14 protein-coding genes and 1 tRNA gene are annotated in these 13,834 nt (G+C 74.2%); 8 read left to right on the forward strand and 7 right to left on the reverse strand.

The window, feature by feature from the left end; translation table 11 throughout:
* Positions 1–94 precede the first annotated feature (94 nt).
* Entirely contained in the window at positions 95–904 is an 810-nt protein-coding gene (locus ACIRBX_RS17800; RefSeq protein ID WP_402297691.1) for a DUF4389 domain-containing protein, read from the forward strand.
* Here the strand turns inward: ACIRBX_RS17800 and ACIRBX_RS17805 are convergent.
* On the reverse strand, positions 882–1,382 hold the full coding sequence (locus ACIRBX_RS17805; RefSeq protein WP_402297693.1) for a DUF3995 domain-containing protein: 501 nt from the start codon (positions 1,380–1,382) through the stop codon (positions 882–884). The two genes, ACIRBX_RS17800 and ACIRBX_RS17805, sit on opposite strands and share 23 nt — an antisense overlap.
* A 304-nt stretch (positions 1,383–1,686) precedes the next feature.
* On the opposite strand from ACIRBX_RS17805, the gene ACIRBX_RS17810 reads away from it, so the two are divergent.
* A complete protein-coding gene (locus tag ACIRBX_RS17810) occupies positions 1,687–3,363 on the forward strand; it encodes a carboxylesterase/lipase family protein (RefSeq protein ID WP_402297695.1) in 1,677 nt (558 codons plus the stop codon).
* A gap of 47 nt (positions 3,364–3,410) precedes the next feature.
* Here ACIRBX_RS17810 and fusA read toward each other — a convergent pair whose 3' ends face one another.
* Entirely contained in the window at positions 3,411–5,471 is a 2,061-nt protein-coding gene (fusA, locus tag ACIRBX_RS17815) for an elongation factor G (RefSeq protein ID WP_402297697.1), read from the reverse strand.
* A gap of 553 nt (positions 5,472–6,024) precedes the next feature.
* On the opposite strand from fusA, the gene ACIRBX_RS17820 reads away from it, so the two are divergent.
* Positions 6,025–6,261, forward strand: a complete 237-nt coding sequence (locus tag ACIRBX_RS17820) for a hypothetical protein (RefSeq protein ID WP_402297699.1) — start codon at positions 6,025–6,027, stop codon at positions 6,259–6,261.
* A 55-nt stretch (positions 6,262–6,316) separates the two neighbouring features.
* Here ACIRBX_RS17820 and ACIRBX_RS17825 read toward each other — a convergent pair.
* Both ACIRBX_RS17825 and ACIRBX_RS17830 read right to left on the reverse strand, forming a co-directional pair.
* Positions 6,317–6,387: transfer RNA gene (locus ACIRBX_RS17825), tRNA-Cys, on the reverse strand.
* Between the two features lie 88 nt (positions 6,388–6,475).
* The gene (locus tag ACIRBX_RS17830) at positions 6,476–7,510 is read right to left on the reverse strand and encodes an adenosine deaminase (protein ID WP_402297701.1); all 1,035 of its coding nucleotides are present in this window, start codon (positions 7,508–7,510) and stop codon (positions 6,476–6,478) included.
* A gap of 132 nt (positions 7,511–7,642) precedes the next feature.
* Between ACIRBX_RS17830 and ACIRBX_RS17835 the strand changes: the two genes are divergently transcribed.
* The 4 genes from ACIRBX_RS17835 (at position 7,643) to ACIRBX_RS17850 (ending at position 10,658) form a co-directional block, all read left to right on the forward strand.
* The gene (locus tag ACIRBX_RS17835; RefSeq protein ID WP_402297703.1) at positions 7,643–8,290 is read left to right on the forward strand and encodes a hypothetical protein; all 648 of its coding nucleotides are present in this window, start codon (positions 7,643–7,645) and stop codon (positions 8,288–8,290) included.
* A 103-nt stretch (positions 8,291–8,393) separates the two neighbouring features.
* Positions 8,394–9,185: a DsbA family protein gene (locus tag ACIRBX_RS17840; protein ID WP_402297705.1), complete on the forward strand. Its 792-nt coding sequence runs from the start codon at positions 8,394–8,396 to the stop codon at positions 9,183–9,185.
* A complete protein-coding gene (locus ACIRBX_RS17845; protein ID WP_402297706.1) occupies positions 9,182–9,790 on the forward strand; it encodes a vitamin K epoxide reductase family protein in 609 nt (202 codons plus the stop codon). Before ACIRBX_RS17840 ends, ACIRBX_RS17845 begins: the two co-directional genes overlap by 4 nt.
* Positions 9,791–10,055: 265 nt before the next feature.
* On the forward strand, positions 10,056–10,658 hold the full coding sequence (locus ACIRBX_RS17850) for a hypothetical protein (protein WP_402297708.1): 603 nt from the start codon (positions 10,056–10,058) through the stop codon (positions 10,656–10,658).
* Positions 10,659–10,667: 9 nt separating this feature from the next.
* Here the strand turns inward: ACIRBX_RS17850 and ACIRBX_RS17855 are convergent, their stop codons facing one another.
* The 3 genes from ACIRBX_RS17855 to ACIRBX_RS17865 all read right to left on the reverse strand — a co-directional run bounded on the left by ACIRBX_RS17855 (position 10,668) and on the right by ACIRBX_RS17865 (position 13,392).
* Complete coding sequence (locus ACIRBX_RS17855; RefSeq protein WP_402297709.1) at positions 10,668–11,294, reverse strand: YoaK family protein; 627 nt, start codon at positions 11,292–11,294, stop codon at positions 10,668–10,670.
* 192 nt (positions 11,295–11,486) lie between these two features.
* Positions 11,487–12,380, reverse strand: a complete 894-nt coding sequence (gene ligD, locus ACIRBX_RS17860) for a non-homologous end-joining DNA ligase (protein ID WP_402297710.1) — start codon at positions 12,378–12,380, stop codon at positions 11,487–11,489.
* Positions 12,373–13,392 carry a PHP domain-containing protein gene (locus tag ACIRBX_RS17865; protein ID WP_402297712.1) on the reverse strand — a complete coding sequence of 340 codons (1,020 nt, stop codon included), beginning with the start codon at positions 13,390–13,392 and terminating at the stop codon, positions 12,373–12,375. Before ACIRBX_RS17865 ends, ligD begins: the two co-directional genes overlap by 8 nt.
* A gap of 130 nt (positions 13,393–13,522) precedes the next feature.
* On the opposite strand from ACIRBX_RS17865, the gene ACIRBX_RS17870 reads away from it, so the two are divergent.
* Positions 13,523–13,810 (forward strand): DUF6158 family protein, encoded by a 288-nt coding sequence (locus ACIRBX_RS17870; protein ID WP_402297713.1) that lies wholly within the window; start codon positions 13,523–13,525, stop codon positions 13,808–13,810.
* Positions 13,811–13,834: the final 24 nt, after the last annotated feature.

Below are 13,834 nucleotides of genomic sequence, written 5' to 3' on the forward strand. Positions count from 1 at the left end.
CCCCATCCCGTTCGGGCCACTCCGGCGGGCGCCGCCCCTCCGCGCCTGCGATGTTCAGGAAGACAGGGAACTGACGAGTCCTCAGGGAGACAGCATGTGGGACGCATCCGCGACACTGCCCGCAGGCGGCCGGGAGTGGCTGCCCGCGCTGGACGTGCCGGAGCCCGGGCGGCAGAGCCGGCTCACCGTCTTCTTCCGCATGCTGCTGCTGATCCCGCAGTACATCGTGTACTGGCTGCTGTCGATCGTGGCCTTCGTGGTCGCGGTGCTCGGCTGGTTCGGTGCCCTGATCACCGGTCGGCTGCCCGAGTTCGCGGCGAACTTCCTCACTGGGTACGTCGAGTACGGCGTCCGGGTGGAGGCGTATCTGATGCTGCTGGTGGACTCCTACCCGCCGTTCCGCTTCGAGGCACCCGAGCACCCCGTCCGCACCGAGGTCCGGCCCGGTGAGCTGAACCGGCTGGCGGTGTTCTTCCGGCTGATCCTGGTCATCCCGGCCGCGATCATCCAGGGCGTGCTGCTGAGCGGCTGGTGGGCCGTCAGCTTCATCAGCTGGCTGGTGGTGCTCTTCCTCGGCCGGATGCCGCGCCCGCTCTTCGAGGCCACCGCCGCGATCACCCGGTACCGCTTCCGCTACCAGGCGTACTTCCTGATGCTCAGCTCGGCCTACCCGAAGGGCCTGTTCGGCGAGGACTCGCTCGACTCGGTGGCCGGCACCGGGCCGGTCTCGGCCACCCGGCCGCTGGTGATGGGCAGTTCGGGCCGGATCCTGCTGGTGGTCTTCATCGTGCTGGGCATCCTCGCCTACGGCACCTCCTCGATCACCGCCAGCGTGAACGCCGGAAACGACGACGACACCGGCTACGCCCAGCGCCCCGCGGTCACCGCCCCCGCCGCGCCGTGACGCCCCCGCCGACCCGGCGGGTGGTGTGGGCGGCCGGCGCGAACAGGACCCCGCCGAGCAGGAACCACGGCTCGTAGGTCGTGGCGGCGAAGCGCTCCAGTAGCGGCAGGTCCGCCGCCTCGCGCCGCCCGAGCAGCAGCATCAGCCAGTCCGGGACGCTCGGCGCGGCGTGCACCGCCAGGACGGCGGCCAGCGCCCAGGTGCCGGGCCTGAGCAGGCCGGCGAAGCGCCGGGCCGGCGGACGGATGAGTGCGAGCGCGAGGGCGGAGGCGGCGAGCGAGAACGGGATCGCCAGCACGTCGATCACCAGCAACGGGATGTTCTCGGTGACGGCGAGCCCGTCGGGCAGGAGGGCCCGGCCGCCGACCAGCCAGTGGACGTGGACGACGGCGAACAGCACCCCCCAGAGCGCGGCGGCCCCGACGGCGATCAGGGCGGACGGCGTGGACTTCCCCGGCGGAACGGTCTCGGTGGTCATGCCCCGACTCTGCCGCCCGGCCGTCCCCGTCCACATCGTCCCGCGAGCCCGCTGCGCTCCCCCGCCGGGGGGGGGAGACCGTACCGGGCCGACGGGCGGAGGGCGGTGGAGGCGCGAGGCCGAGGGGGCCGCGAGGCCGAGGGGGCCGCGAGGCCGAGGGGGCGGCGGGGCGGCGGGGCGGCGGGGCGGCGGCCCACCCTTCGTACGCCGCACGGGATCTGACGGAGTGCCGGGACGGCCGTGGAGCGATCGTCGGCGCCGTCGCAGACTCGGCCGGGTCCCCGTGTCGCCCGAGGAGCCCGTGATGCGATCGCCCGGCCCGTCCCGCCGTACCGTCCTGGCCGCCACCGCCGCCGCCACGGCGGCCGTCGCGACCGTGACCTCCCACCCGGCCGCTGCGGCAGCAGCGGTGGCCGGGGCCAACGCCCCGTCAGGCGCCGCTCCGCCACAGGCCCGCACCGCCGCCGGCTGGGTGCGCGGCAGCATGGCCGGTCCGGTGGCGGTCTTCCGGGGCGTCCCGTACGCCCGGCCGCCCGTCGGGGCACTGCGATTCGCCTCGCCCCGGCCGCCCCTCCCCTGGAGCGGAGTCCGGGACGCGACCGCCTTCTCGGCGCCCTCCCTGCAGACCGTGCTGCCGGGCAGCAGCGAGGACTCGCTCTACGCCAACGTGTGGACGCCGGACACCGCCGGCCGCCGTCCCGTGCTGGTCTACATCCACGGCGGCGGCTGGAAGTTGGGGTCCGCCGGCCTGCCGGTCTACGACGGGGCCCGGCTGGCCGAGCGGGGCGATCTGGTGGTGGTGACCTTCAACTACCGCCTGGGGGTGTTCGGTTTCGGTCTGCACGAGCAGTTGGCCGACCCCCGGACCGGGTCGGCCGCCAACTGGGGGCTCCAGGACCAGGCGGCGCTGCTGCACTGGGTGGCGGCCAACGCCCGGGCGTTCGGCGGCGATCCGGACAACGTCACCCTGGTCGGCACCTCGGCCGGCGGCTCCAGCGCCTGGCAGTTGGCCCTCCTCCCGGAGGTCAGGCCACTGCTGCGCCGGATCGTGCCGATCAGCGCCGCACACGTCTGGGCTCCGGCCCTGGCCCTGACCCCGGCGGACTCCCGGACGGCCTTCGAGACCGTGGCAGCCCGGCTCTCCACCACCGTGCCCGGCCTGCGCGAGGTCCCGGCGACCGCGCTCCGCGACGCCTGGGACGGGCTGTTCACCGGCCCGGCCGAGCAGCGCCCGCTGGCCAGCGGACGGGAGTACCGGGGGCCGGTCGCGGACGGCCGGTGGATGCGCGGCTACGACCACCGGCTGCCCGACCCGGGGCTGCCGGTGCTCTCCGTCAACACCGCCACCGAGGGCTCCTTCTTCACCGGCCCGGGCTCCCCGACCCCGATGCCGACGCCCGCCGACGACGCCGAGCTGCTCGCACTGACCCGGAGCTACCTGCTCCGGGGGGCGGCCGTCCCCCCGGCCGGCCTGGCCGAGCGCCTGGTGACCGCCTACCGCGCGGCTGCCACCGCCGAGGGCCGGCCCGCCGACCCGCGCTCGCTGTTCACCGAGATCCACGGCGACGGCCTGTTCCGCTACCTGATCGTCCGGCTGGCCGAGCGCCGCGCCGCGCACTGCCAACGCCCGCACTACCGCATGGAGTTCACCCATCCGGTCCGGGCTCCGTGGTTCGGCACGCCGCACGAGGCCACCTCGCCCTTCCTGTTCGGCACCCACGCGATCCCGTCCAACGCACCGGAGTTCGGCGACGGCCCGATGGAGCGGCAGGTGTCCGACACCTTCATCGACCTGATCGCCTCCTTCGCCCACCACGGCCACCCGGGCCGTCCCGGCTCCCTTGCCTGGCCGGTCTTCTCGCCGGACACCCCGAGCACCCTGCTGCTCGGCGGACCGGGCGTGGCCGCCCTCGGCGGGACGTCCAAGGCCGCCCAACTGCGCGCCTGGGACGAGGCCGGCTGGGTGCCCCGCCCGGCGTAGCACCGCACCGGGCCCCACCCCCGGACGAGGGGGTGGGGCCCGTCCGCTCAGACCGACGACGGGGCCGGGGCATAGCCGTCGGGGCGGGCCGTGAAGGTGCCACGGCCCTGCGTCCGGCTGCGCAGGCGCGTGGCGTAGCCGAAGAGTTCGACCAGCGGGACGGTGGCCGTGACCACCGAAGTACCCGCCCGCACCGCCGAACCGGTGACCCGGCCGCGCCGGGCCGACAGGTCGCCGATCACCGCTCCGACGGCCTCCTCCGGCACCGTGACGGTGACCTCGGCGACCGGCTCCAGCAGCACCATCGCGCAGGCCCGCAGGGCCTCCCGCAGCCCGTTCCGCCCGGCGGTGCGGAAGGCGAGCTCCGAGGAGTCCTTGACGTGGGTCGCCCCGTCGGTGAGGGTGACCCGCAGGCCGGTGACGGGGTGGCCGCCGAGCGGGCCGTCCACCAGGGCGTCCCGGCAGCCGGCCTCCACCGCCCGGACGTACTCGGCCGGCACCCGCCCGCCGGTGACGGTGGAGCGGAACTCGAAGCCCGGCCCGTCCCCCACCGGCAGCGGTTCGACGTCCAGCACCAGCTGCGCGAACTGCCCTGCGCCGCCGTCCTGTTTGACGTGCCGGTGCACCCGGCCGGTGACGCCCCGGCCGACCGTCTCCCGGTACGCGACCTGCGGCCGTCCGGCGGTGACCTCCAGTCCGTGTGCCCGGCGCAGCGTCTCCACCGCGACCTCCAGGTGGAGTTCGCCCATGCCGGAGAGCACCGTCTGCCCGGTCTCCCGATCACTGCGCACCGTCAGGGACGGGTCCTCCTCGGTGAGCCGGGCCAGCGCGGCGGCCAGCCGGTCGGTGTCGGCGCCGAGCTTCGCCTCGACCGCGACGGAGACCACCGGGTCGGCGGTGCGCGGGGGTTCGAGCACCAGCGGTGCGGCGGGCGCGGCCAGGGTGGCACCCGGGCGGGCCGCCTTCGGACCGATCAGCGCGACGATGTCGCCGGCCACCGCCTCGGGCAGGTCGGTGTGCCGGTCCGCGCGAACCCGCAGGATGCGGGCCGCCCGCTCGGTACGGCCGGTGGTGGTGTCGAGCACGGTGTCCCCCTTCCTGAGGGTGCCGGAGTAGATCCGCAGGTAGCTGAGCCGGCCGGTCGGCGCGGCCTGCACCTTGAAGACCAGCCCGGCGAACGGCGCCGCCGGATCGGGCGGTCGGACGGCGTCACCGTCGCCGGTGGTCCCCCGGACCGGCGGGACGTCCAGCGGCGAGGGCAGGTAGGCCACCACCGCGTCCAACAGCGGCTCCACGCCCCGGTTCCGGTAGGCGGAGCCGCCGAGCACCACCACGGCCTTCCCCTCGCGGGTGAGGTCGCGCAGCGCGGCGGCGAGCGTCGGCTCGGCCAACTCGCCCGCCGTGCAGTACTCGTCGAAGGCCGCTGGGTGCAACTCGGTCACGGTCTCCTCCAGTTGACGACGGCGCAGGGCAGCCTCCGCCCGCAGCTCCGCCGGTACCTCGGCCCGCACCGGGGCCTCGGCGCCGTCGGCCCAGAGCAGCGCCGTCATCCGGACCAGGTCGACCACGCCGGTGAAGCCGCCCTCCCGGCCGATCGGCAGCTGCACGGCCAGCGGCACGGTGGGCAGCCGGTCCCGGATGGAGGCCACGGCGGCGTCGAAGTCGGCGCCGGTGCGGTCGAGTTTGTTGACGAAGGCGATCCTGGGCACGCCGTGCCGGTCGGCCTGCCGCCAGACCGCCTCGCTCTGCGGCTCGACGCCGGCCACCGCGTCGAAGACCGCGACGGCACCGTCCAGCACGCGCAGCGAGCGCTCCACCTCGTCGGCGAAGTCGACGTGGCCGGGGGTGTCGATCAGGTTGATCCGGTGACCGGCCCAGGCGCAGCTGACGGCGGCGGCGAAGATGGTGATGCCCCGGTCCCGTTCCTGCGGGTCGAAGTCGGTGACGGTGGTGCCCTGGTGGACCTCGCCGCGCCGGTGGATGGTGCCGGTGGCGTACAGGACGCGCTCGGTGACCGTGGTCTTGCCGGCGTCCACGTGGGCCAGGATGCCCAGGTTGCGGACGGTGGTCAGGTCGGGCTGGGTGGAGTGAAGTCGTTCGGTTCGCACGGCCGTTGGCCTTTCGGGGAGTACCCGGACAGGACGGCGCGATTCACCCGGACGGAGCCGGCCGACGGCCTCGTCGCCTCAGTGGGCGGACGGGCGGGCCGGGGTCGTCCCGGGCCTGCGGTGCGGGGCGCGCAGCCGGCACCGGACGGCGCGAGACACCAGGATCACCGTGGACCGGACCCGGGGAGCGTGGACGGCGGCGTGGACGCGCATGGCCGTGGCTCCCCTCGTGTGGTCTGGCGCCGGGCCCGTGCCCGACGGGCTGACACCCGGTCAGCTCCCCGAGCGTAGCGGCGCCGCCCCGGCCGGCGCACCGGGATTTACCGAGGCGCTTCACTGACGGGCTGTCAGGTCCGGTTCAGTGCAAGAACTGTCCGGAAGTTGATCGTCAGCCCGTCAGTCGAGCTTCTGACCTGCACCTTCACGGAACCACCGCACTGCTTCCGGTCGGAATTGGTCTCTACCATTGCAGCGCCTTCACATTCGGAGGAGGCTCCTCGGCGAAGCGCCGGGAGAGCACCCCGGCGCTCACCGAGTGGGAGGAAGACAACTCATGTCGCTTCGCAAGGCGTTCTCCGCAGTGGGTGTGGCCGCCGCCCTGGCCACCGGCGCCCTGATCGCCGCCCCGGCCGCCCAGGCCGCCACCTGGACCTACATCGGCATCTACCCGACCGCCGCCTCCTGCCACGCGGCGGGCCAGAAGCTGGTGAACAACCACCAGGCCGTCAACTACTTCTGTGACACCACCACCGAGACCGGCCCGGCCCGGCTCAGCGCGATCCTGTACTGAGCCCGGAACACGCCGATGGTGGGCCGCACGGCCGGCGGCCCACCATCGTCCATCGAGGTGGAGAAAGGATTCGAACCCCTGTAAACGGCCTTGCGGACCGCTGCCTCGCCACTCGGCCACTCCACCGGGCGATGGGGAAACAGTAGGACGCGGACCACCCCGCCGACGGCGCGACGCGCGCGCCGCGCGCGGGCATCACCCGGTCGGCCGAGCCTCAGGCCGGGACCGACACCGGGACGGACACCGAGGCCGAGTCCGACTCCGAGGCCTCCCGGTGGGCCGCCAGCTCCGCCAGGTACCGGGCCCGGGTGGGCTCGTCCAGGAAGCTCGCCTCGAAGGAGTTCCGTGCCAGCGTGTACTGCTGGTCCTCCGTCAGGCCGAGCGCCGCCGCCGTGGCGGTCAGGTTCTGGTCCACGTAGCCGCCGAAGTAGGCCGGGTCGTCCGAGTTCACGGTGGCCACCAGCCCGGCGTCCAGCATCCGCCGCAGCGGGTGGTCGGCCAGCGTGTCGACGCAGCGCAGCCGGACGTTGGAGAACGGACAGACCGTCAGCGGGATCCGCTCCCGCACCAGCCGCGCGACCAGCTCCTCGTCCTCCAGGCAGCGCAGCCCGTGGTCGATCCGCTCGACCTCCAGCAGGTCCAGCGCCTCCCAGACGTACGAGGCCGGGCCCTCCTCCCCCGCGTGGGCGACCGCCCGCAGGCCCAGCTCCCGGGCCCGCCGGTACACCTCCACGAACTTCACCGGCGGGTGCCCGACCTCCGCCGAGTCCAGCCCGACCGCGGTGATCCGGTCCAGGTACGGCTCGGCGGCGGCCAGCGTGGCCAGCGCCGATTCGGCGGACTCGTCGCGCAGGAAGCAGAGGATCAGCCGGGTGGTGATCCCGTACGCGGCCTCGCTGCGGTCCAGCGCCGCGCCGAGTCCGTTGATCACGGTGCCGATGTCCACGCCCCGGGCGGTGTGCGCCTGCGGGTCGAAGAAGATCTCCGCGTGCCGCACGCCCTGCCCGGCCGCCCGCTCCAGGTACGCCTCGGCCAGCTCGGTGAAGTCCCGCTCGGTGCGGAGCACGTCCATCAGCCGGTAGTAGAGGTCCAGGAAGGACTGGAGGTCGTCGAAGCGGTACGCGGCCCGCAGCTCCTCGACCCCGTCGAAGGGCAGCTCCACCCCGTTCCGCTCGGCCAGCCGGAAGGCCAGCTCGGGCTCCAGGGTGCCCTCGACGTGCAGGTGCAGTTCGGCTTTGGGTATCGGCATCGCGCCATCCTACGTGGACGGACGGACCGCCGTCCGTGCAGGTCAGCGCCGGTCTCCTTATCCGCAGCGAACAACCGTGAAGCCGCTCACAGCCGGGCCGCCCGGCCGCCCGCGCATGGCAGACTCGATGAGATGAAGGGCAGTCAGACGACCAGGGCGACGCGGGCTGCGGTGTTCACCGCACTCGTGGTGCCCCTCGCTGCCCTCGGCCAGGTGCTGCTCACCGGCCTGGCCCTGCCGCTGACCACCGTCGCGGTGGCCGCCGCCGCCGTCTTCGCGGTCGGCTACGCCTTCGTCGGCTCGGACCACGGCCTCCCGCGCATCCTCGCGGTGCTGCTGCCGACCCAGCTCGCCGTCGGTGCCGTCTTCGACCTCGGCCAGCGCACCTGCGCGGGCCACGGCGTCCCACCGGTCGGCGGGCTCAAGCCGCTGGTCTGCTCCGGCGGGTCGATCGGCGAGTTCCTGCTCAACCCCGGCTCCACCCCGGCCCCGCTGGCCGGGCTGCCGGTGCTGGCGGGCCACCTGCTGGTCGCCGTGCTCGCCGCCTGGGCCCTGCGGCTCGGCGAGTCCGCGCTGCGCGGCCAGGCCGTGGCCGGCCGCACCCTCGGCGAACTGCTCTCCGGCGTCTGGCGGTTCCTCCGCCTGACCGCCCCGCAGCCGGCCCGCCCGGTGCTCCGGCTGCCCATCCCGTCCTCCTCCCGCGAGCGGATCCCCGCCGAGGACGTCCTGCTCCGGCCCGCGCTGCGTCGCGGTCCCCCGGTGTGCGCACCGGCCTGCTGACCACCCGTCACCCCCGCAGGCCCTCCCCCGCCCCGCACGCCTTGGCGCGCGTGCCCGGCGTGCCCACCAGGACCTCCGCACCGACAGGATTCGACGCACCGTCATGAGCAACAACCAGCAGAAGAAGCAGCACCGCACCGCCACCGAGCGGATGCGCGAGCAGCACGCCCGCGAGCAGAAGACCGCCAAGGCCCGCCGCCGGGTCGTGGTCGGCGTCTCCACCGCCCTGGTGCTCGCCCTGGTCGGCGGCATCGCCGCCGCCGTCTCCTTCGGCTCCTCCTCCGACGACGCCGCGAGCGGCCCGGTGGTGGTCCCGGCGAACGCCACCGGCGACGGCACCGTGGTGACCTACGGCAAGGCCGACGCCCCGCGCACCCTCAAGGTCTACGAGGACTTCCGCTGCCCGATCTGCGAGAAGCTCGAGAGCAGTGCCGGCAAGACCATGCAGGAGCTGGCCGACCAGGGCACCTACAAGATCGAGTACCACTTCGCCACGTTCCTGGACCGCAACCTCGGCGGCAAGGGCTCCAAGACCGCGCTGAACGCCACGGCCGCGGCGCTGAACGAGGGCGTCGACAAGTTCAAGGCCTTCCACGACGTGCTCTACGCCAACCAGCCGGACGAGAGCAAGGACGGCTTCGGCTCCGCCGAGGCGATGCTCAACCTCGCCGAGCAGGTGCCCGGCCTGAAGACCGACGCCTTCGTGAAGGCGGTCAACGAGGGCACCTACCTCCCCTGGGTCGCCAAGGTCTCCAAGGCCTTCGACGACAGCGGCGTCTCCGGCACCCCCGCCGTGCTGCTGGACGGCAAGCAGCTGAACGTCTTCCCGAACAACCAGGTGATCACGGGTGACGCCTTCAAGGCCCTGATCGAGCAGACCCCGGCGGGGCAGTGACGGCCGCCCAGGCCCCGGCGGCCCCGAGCCGCCGGCTGGCCTGGCTGTTCGTGGTCACCGGCCTGATCGGGCTGGCCGCCTCGGCGGTGCTCACCCTCGACAAGATCAAGCTCCTCGAGGACCCGTCCTACGTCCCCAGCTGCAACATCAACCCGATCATCAGCTGCGGCTCGGTGATGCGCACCGACCAGGCCTCGGTCTTCGGCTTCCCCAACTCGCTGATCGGCCTGGCCGCCTTCGCGGTGGTGGTCGCCATCGGCGCGGGCCTGCTGGCCGGCGCCGCGTACCGGCGCTGGTTCTGGCTCGGCCTCCAGCTCGGGGTGCTGTTCGGGATCGGCTTCGTCACCTGGCTGATGACCCAGACGCTGTACTCGATCGGCGCGCTCTGCCCGTACTGCATGGCGGTCTGGGCCGCGATGATCCCGCTGTTCTGGTACACCACCCTGCACAACCTGCGCAGCGGCACCATCCCGGTGCCGCGCTCCATGAAGCCGGCGGTCCGCGAGGTGGCCCGCTACCACTGGGCCGTCCCGGCCCTCTGGTACGCGGTGATCGCCCTGCTGATCCTGAACCGCTTCTGGTACTACTGGTCGACCCTGCTCTGACCCGGCCGGTGACCTGCCGGACACGACGGCCCCCGCTGCGCTCGCGCAGCCGGGGCCGTCGGCGTTCGTGCTCCGGGCCGTCCTCGGGCCGTCCTCGGGCGGCGGCCCGCCGTCGGTGATCGGGTTCCGGCCAAGCTTGCCGCTTCACGCCTTCCACACCGGACACGCACACGATCTCTGCGTAGGGTGATCACCGTCCGCCTCCGGGCACGTCCCGAGCGGGCCGCACCGCCTCCACTCCCACCAGCATCGGAGCGAAACGCCCATGGCCGTCCGTCAGTTGTGCAGGCACCTGATATCCGCCGCCGCCCGCAGGGGGCTCGCCGCCACCCTCGGCGCGCTCGCGCTGCTCGCCGCCCTCGTGGTGGGCGGCACGGCGGCGGGGACCTCCACCGCCTCGGCCGCGAGCTTCGGTTGGGGCGGTCCGGGCACCTGGGCCTGCGGCGGTGCGCCGATCCAGTCCGGCTGGGTCCTCACCCTCTACGACCGCAACGGATGCAGCGGCCGGGGCTCCTGGTACCAGGAGCCGGTCAAGGACGGCATCTGGACCTGCTCCGGATCGCCCGTCGTCTCCGGGTACGTCATCACCGACCACCTCACCACCGGCTGTTCGGGCATCGGCTCGTGGCGCCACAACCTGCCGAAGGACGGCATCTGGACCTGTAGCGGCTCGCCGGTGGTCAACGGCTACGTCCTGACCGACCGCCTCACCAACGGCTGTGGCGGCGCCGGTTCCTGGCGCCACAACCTCGCCCGGGTCGGCCTGTGGACCTGCCCCTACTCGCCCATCCCGGCCGGGTTCCGCGCCTCGACCTACAACGCCGGCGGGTGCAGCGGCCTGGGCGCCTGGGTGCTCGTCAAGGCCTGACCGGACCGCTCACCCGGCGTGCCGGGGTGCGGCCGTCTGCCAGCAGGCCACGGCCAGCAGCAGCACCAGCACCCCGGCCAGCGCCGCCCGCGGGTCGACCCAGAGGTGGAGCAGCCCGCCGGTCAGCGCGCCCAGGAAGAGCGCCAGCACGCTCAGCACCCGCCGCCGGGCCGCCGCACCGGGCGGATCGGCCGCCAGCCCGGCCAGCGTCCGGGTCACCACCGTGGTCGCCAGGTCCGGCACCGCGAGCCGGTGCGCCACGCCGTTCTGCAGCCCCATGCCGAGCGCCAGCGGCACCAGCACCGCGTACCGCCCGCCGTCCAGGGCCAGCCCCGCCAGCGCCACCGCGACCAGGGCCGTCTGCCCCCACAGCACCAGCGCCAGCCGCTGCCCGCCCCACCGCCCGGCCACCGCCGCCCCGGCCAGGAAGCCGGCCAGCGCCGTACCGGACGCGGTCGCCGACAGCTCCCGCACTCCGGCCAGCGCCAGCCCGAGGAACGCCACGTTCCCGGTCATGTTGGCCACGAAGACCTTCCCCAGGTCCAGGAAGCTGACCGCGTCGACCAAACCGCCCGCGAAGGTCAGCACCAGGAGCACCGGCCCCAGCCGCGCCCTCGGGTGCCCCTCCGGAAACATCCACGTCCCCTGCTGCCCTGACATCCCCTCAGTCCACCAGCCGACCGGGCTCCGCCGTCCGACCGACGCGCGCGGCCCCGGTCACACCGTCAGCGGCGGCAGCTCCGCGTCGAGCGCGGGCTCGTGCTCCTCAGTCAGCCGGTACGGGCGCGGCGCCGTCGGGCCCCACCATCCGCCGGGGGGTGGCCGAACCTACGCGCCGGGCAACCGGCCCCGGAGCCGGGGAGCGGTGAGCTCCGCCATCGGGTCCTCGGGGCGGGCGAGCACCTGCTCGGGAGTGAACTCCAGGTCGGCGGGGCGGCGACAGGACTCGACGGCGCTCCAGGGCACCGGAGTGGAGACCGTGGGGCGCTCGCCCGCCCGGAGGGAGTACGGGGCGACGGTGGTCTTGGCGCTGGTGTTCTGCGACCAGTCGACGAAGATCCGGCCCCGGCGCAGCGACTTCTCCATCCGGTCCACCACCAGCCCGGGCGCCGCCGCGCGCAGCTGCCCGGCCAGCTGCCGGGCGTACTCGACGGCCGCCCGCTCCGGGGCCGGGTGCAGCGGCACCAGCAGGTGGAGCCCCTTGGAGCCGGAGGTCTTCGCGAAGGCCGTCAGCCCGTCGGCGGCGAGCAGCCGCCCGGCCGCCAGCGCGACGGCGCAGCACTCCACCACCGTCATCCCGGGCCCGGGGTCGAGGTCGATCACCAGCCGGTCGTGGTGGTCCGGATCGCCCTGCCACTGCGGCACGTGGAGTTCCAGCGCACCGAGGTTGGCCGCCCACACCAGGGTCGGCAGGTCGGCCACCACCACCTGGCCGAACGCGCCCTCCCGGTGCGGGACTTCGAGTGTGGAGAGCCAGCCCGGCGAGCCGCCGGGCACCCGCTTGGCCCAGAACCGCTGTCCCTGGACACCCTCCGGGAAGCGCAGGAAGGAGGCCGGCCGCCCGGCCAGGTGCGGCAGCAACTTCGGTGCCACGGAGGCGTAGTAGTGCACCGCCTCGGCCTTGGTCCACCCGGTCTCCGGGTAGAGCACCTTCTCCAGATGGGTCAACCGCAGCCGCCGCCCGCCGACTTCGGCGTGCACCACCTCCGGCTGCTCAGCCATCCCGGCCCGTCCAGTCGAGCAGCCGGCGCTCCGTCCAGGTGGTGACCACCCGGTCGGCGGTGATCCCGGCGGCGGCGGCCCGGTCGCAGCCGTAGGGCTGCCAGGCCAGCTGCCCGGGGGCGTGCGCGTCGGTGTCGATCGAGAACAGGCAGCCCGCCTCGACCGCCAGCGCGATCAGCCGGGACGGCGGATCGCGGCGTTCGGGGCGGCAGTTGATCTCGACGGCGGTGCCGCTCTCGGCGCAGGCGGCGAAGACCCGCTCGGCGTCGAAGCGCGACTCCGGCCGGGGCTTGGCCCCGATCAGCCGCCCGGTGCAGTGGCCCAGCACGTCCAGCCGGGGGTTGCGGACGGCGGCCAGCAGCCGGCGGGTCATCGGCAGCGGGTCCATCCGCAGCTTGGAGTGCACCGAGCCGACCACCACGTCCAGTCGGTCCAGGAGTTCGTCCTCCTGGTCCAGCGAGCCGTCGTCCAGGATGTCGCACTCGATCCCGGTGAGTAGCCGGAACGGCGCCAGCCGCTCGTTCAACTCGGCCACCACGTCCAGCTGTCGGCGGAGCCGCTCGGCACTGAGGCCGTGCGCGACGGTGAGCCGCGGCGAGTGGTCGGTGAGCACCGCCCACTCGTGGCCCAACTCGATCGCGGCCCGGGCCATGCTCTCGATCGGCACCGTGCCGTCGGACCAGTCGGAGTGCAGGTGGCAGTCCCCGCGCAGCGCCCCGGCCAGCTCGGCCGCCGCCCCCCGTGCCGCCTCCGGGAGGACCACCCTGCGCTCCAGCTCGGCCAGGTAGACCGGCGTGCGCCCGGCCGCCGCCTCGGCGATCACCCGGGCGGAGGTGGTCCCGATGCCGGGCAGCCCGGTGCCCCGGGCGGTCAGCGCGGCCGGGTCCGGGTGCTCCGCGAGGAAGGCCCGGGCCGCCTCGGCCGCCTGCCGGAAGGCGCGCACCCGGTAGGCCTCGCCCTGCTCGACCTCCAGCAGGTAGGCGATCCGCTCCAGTGCCTGCACGGGATCCATGTGGCTGCTGGTGCCCTGCGGGACCTGCGGGGAAACTGGTTCTGCACCTTCTGCACCCACTTGCCCGGTTTCCCCGGACGGGGCGGGGGCAGTCGGTACCCAGGGGGACCGATGCCGAGGAGGCCGTTCCATGCTGCACCCCGACACCCGACCGGCCGAGCAGCACCCGCTCGGCGTCCCGGCGTCCGACCTGGAGACCGGCGTCCTGCTGCGCGAGCTCCAGCAGCTGCACCGCACCCGGCACGAGACCTTCCTCTACGGCTCCGAGGAGGCACTCAACCGCCACACCCTGCGCTCCGGCCAGCTGGAGGCCGAGTACGTCCGGCGCTTCCCCCACCGGCACGTCGCCCCGGGCCGCACCCGCAGCGGCGCCCGCGCCCGCGAGGCGGCCGAGCGGATCGCCGACCACCCGGCCTGACGGCCCGCCCGCACCCACCAGGAG

This window comes from Kitasatospora sp. NPDC096147 (assembly GCF_044763225.1).
GTDB lineage: Bacteria > Actinomycetota > Actinomycetes > Streptomycetales > Streptomycetaceae > Kitasatospora.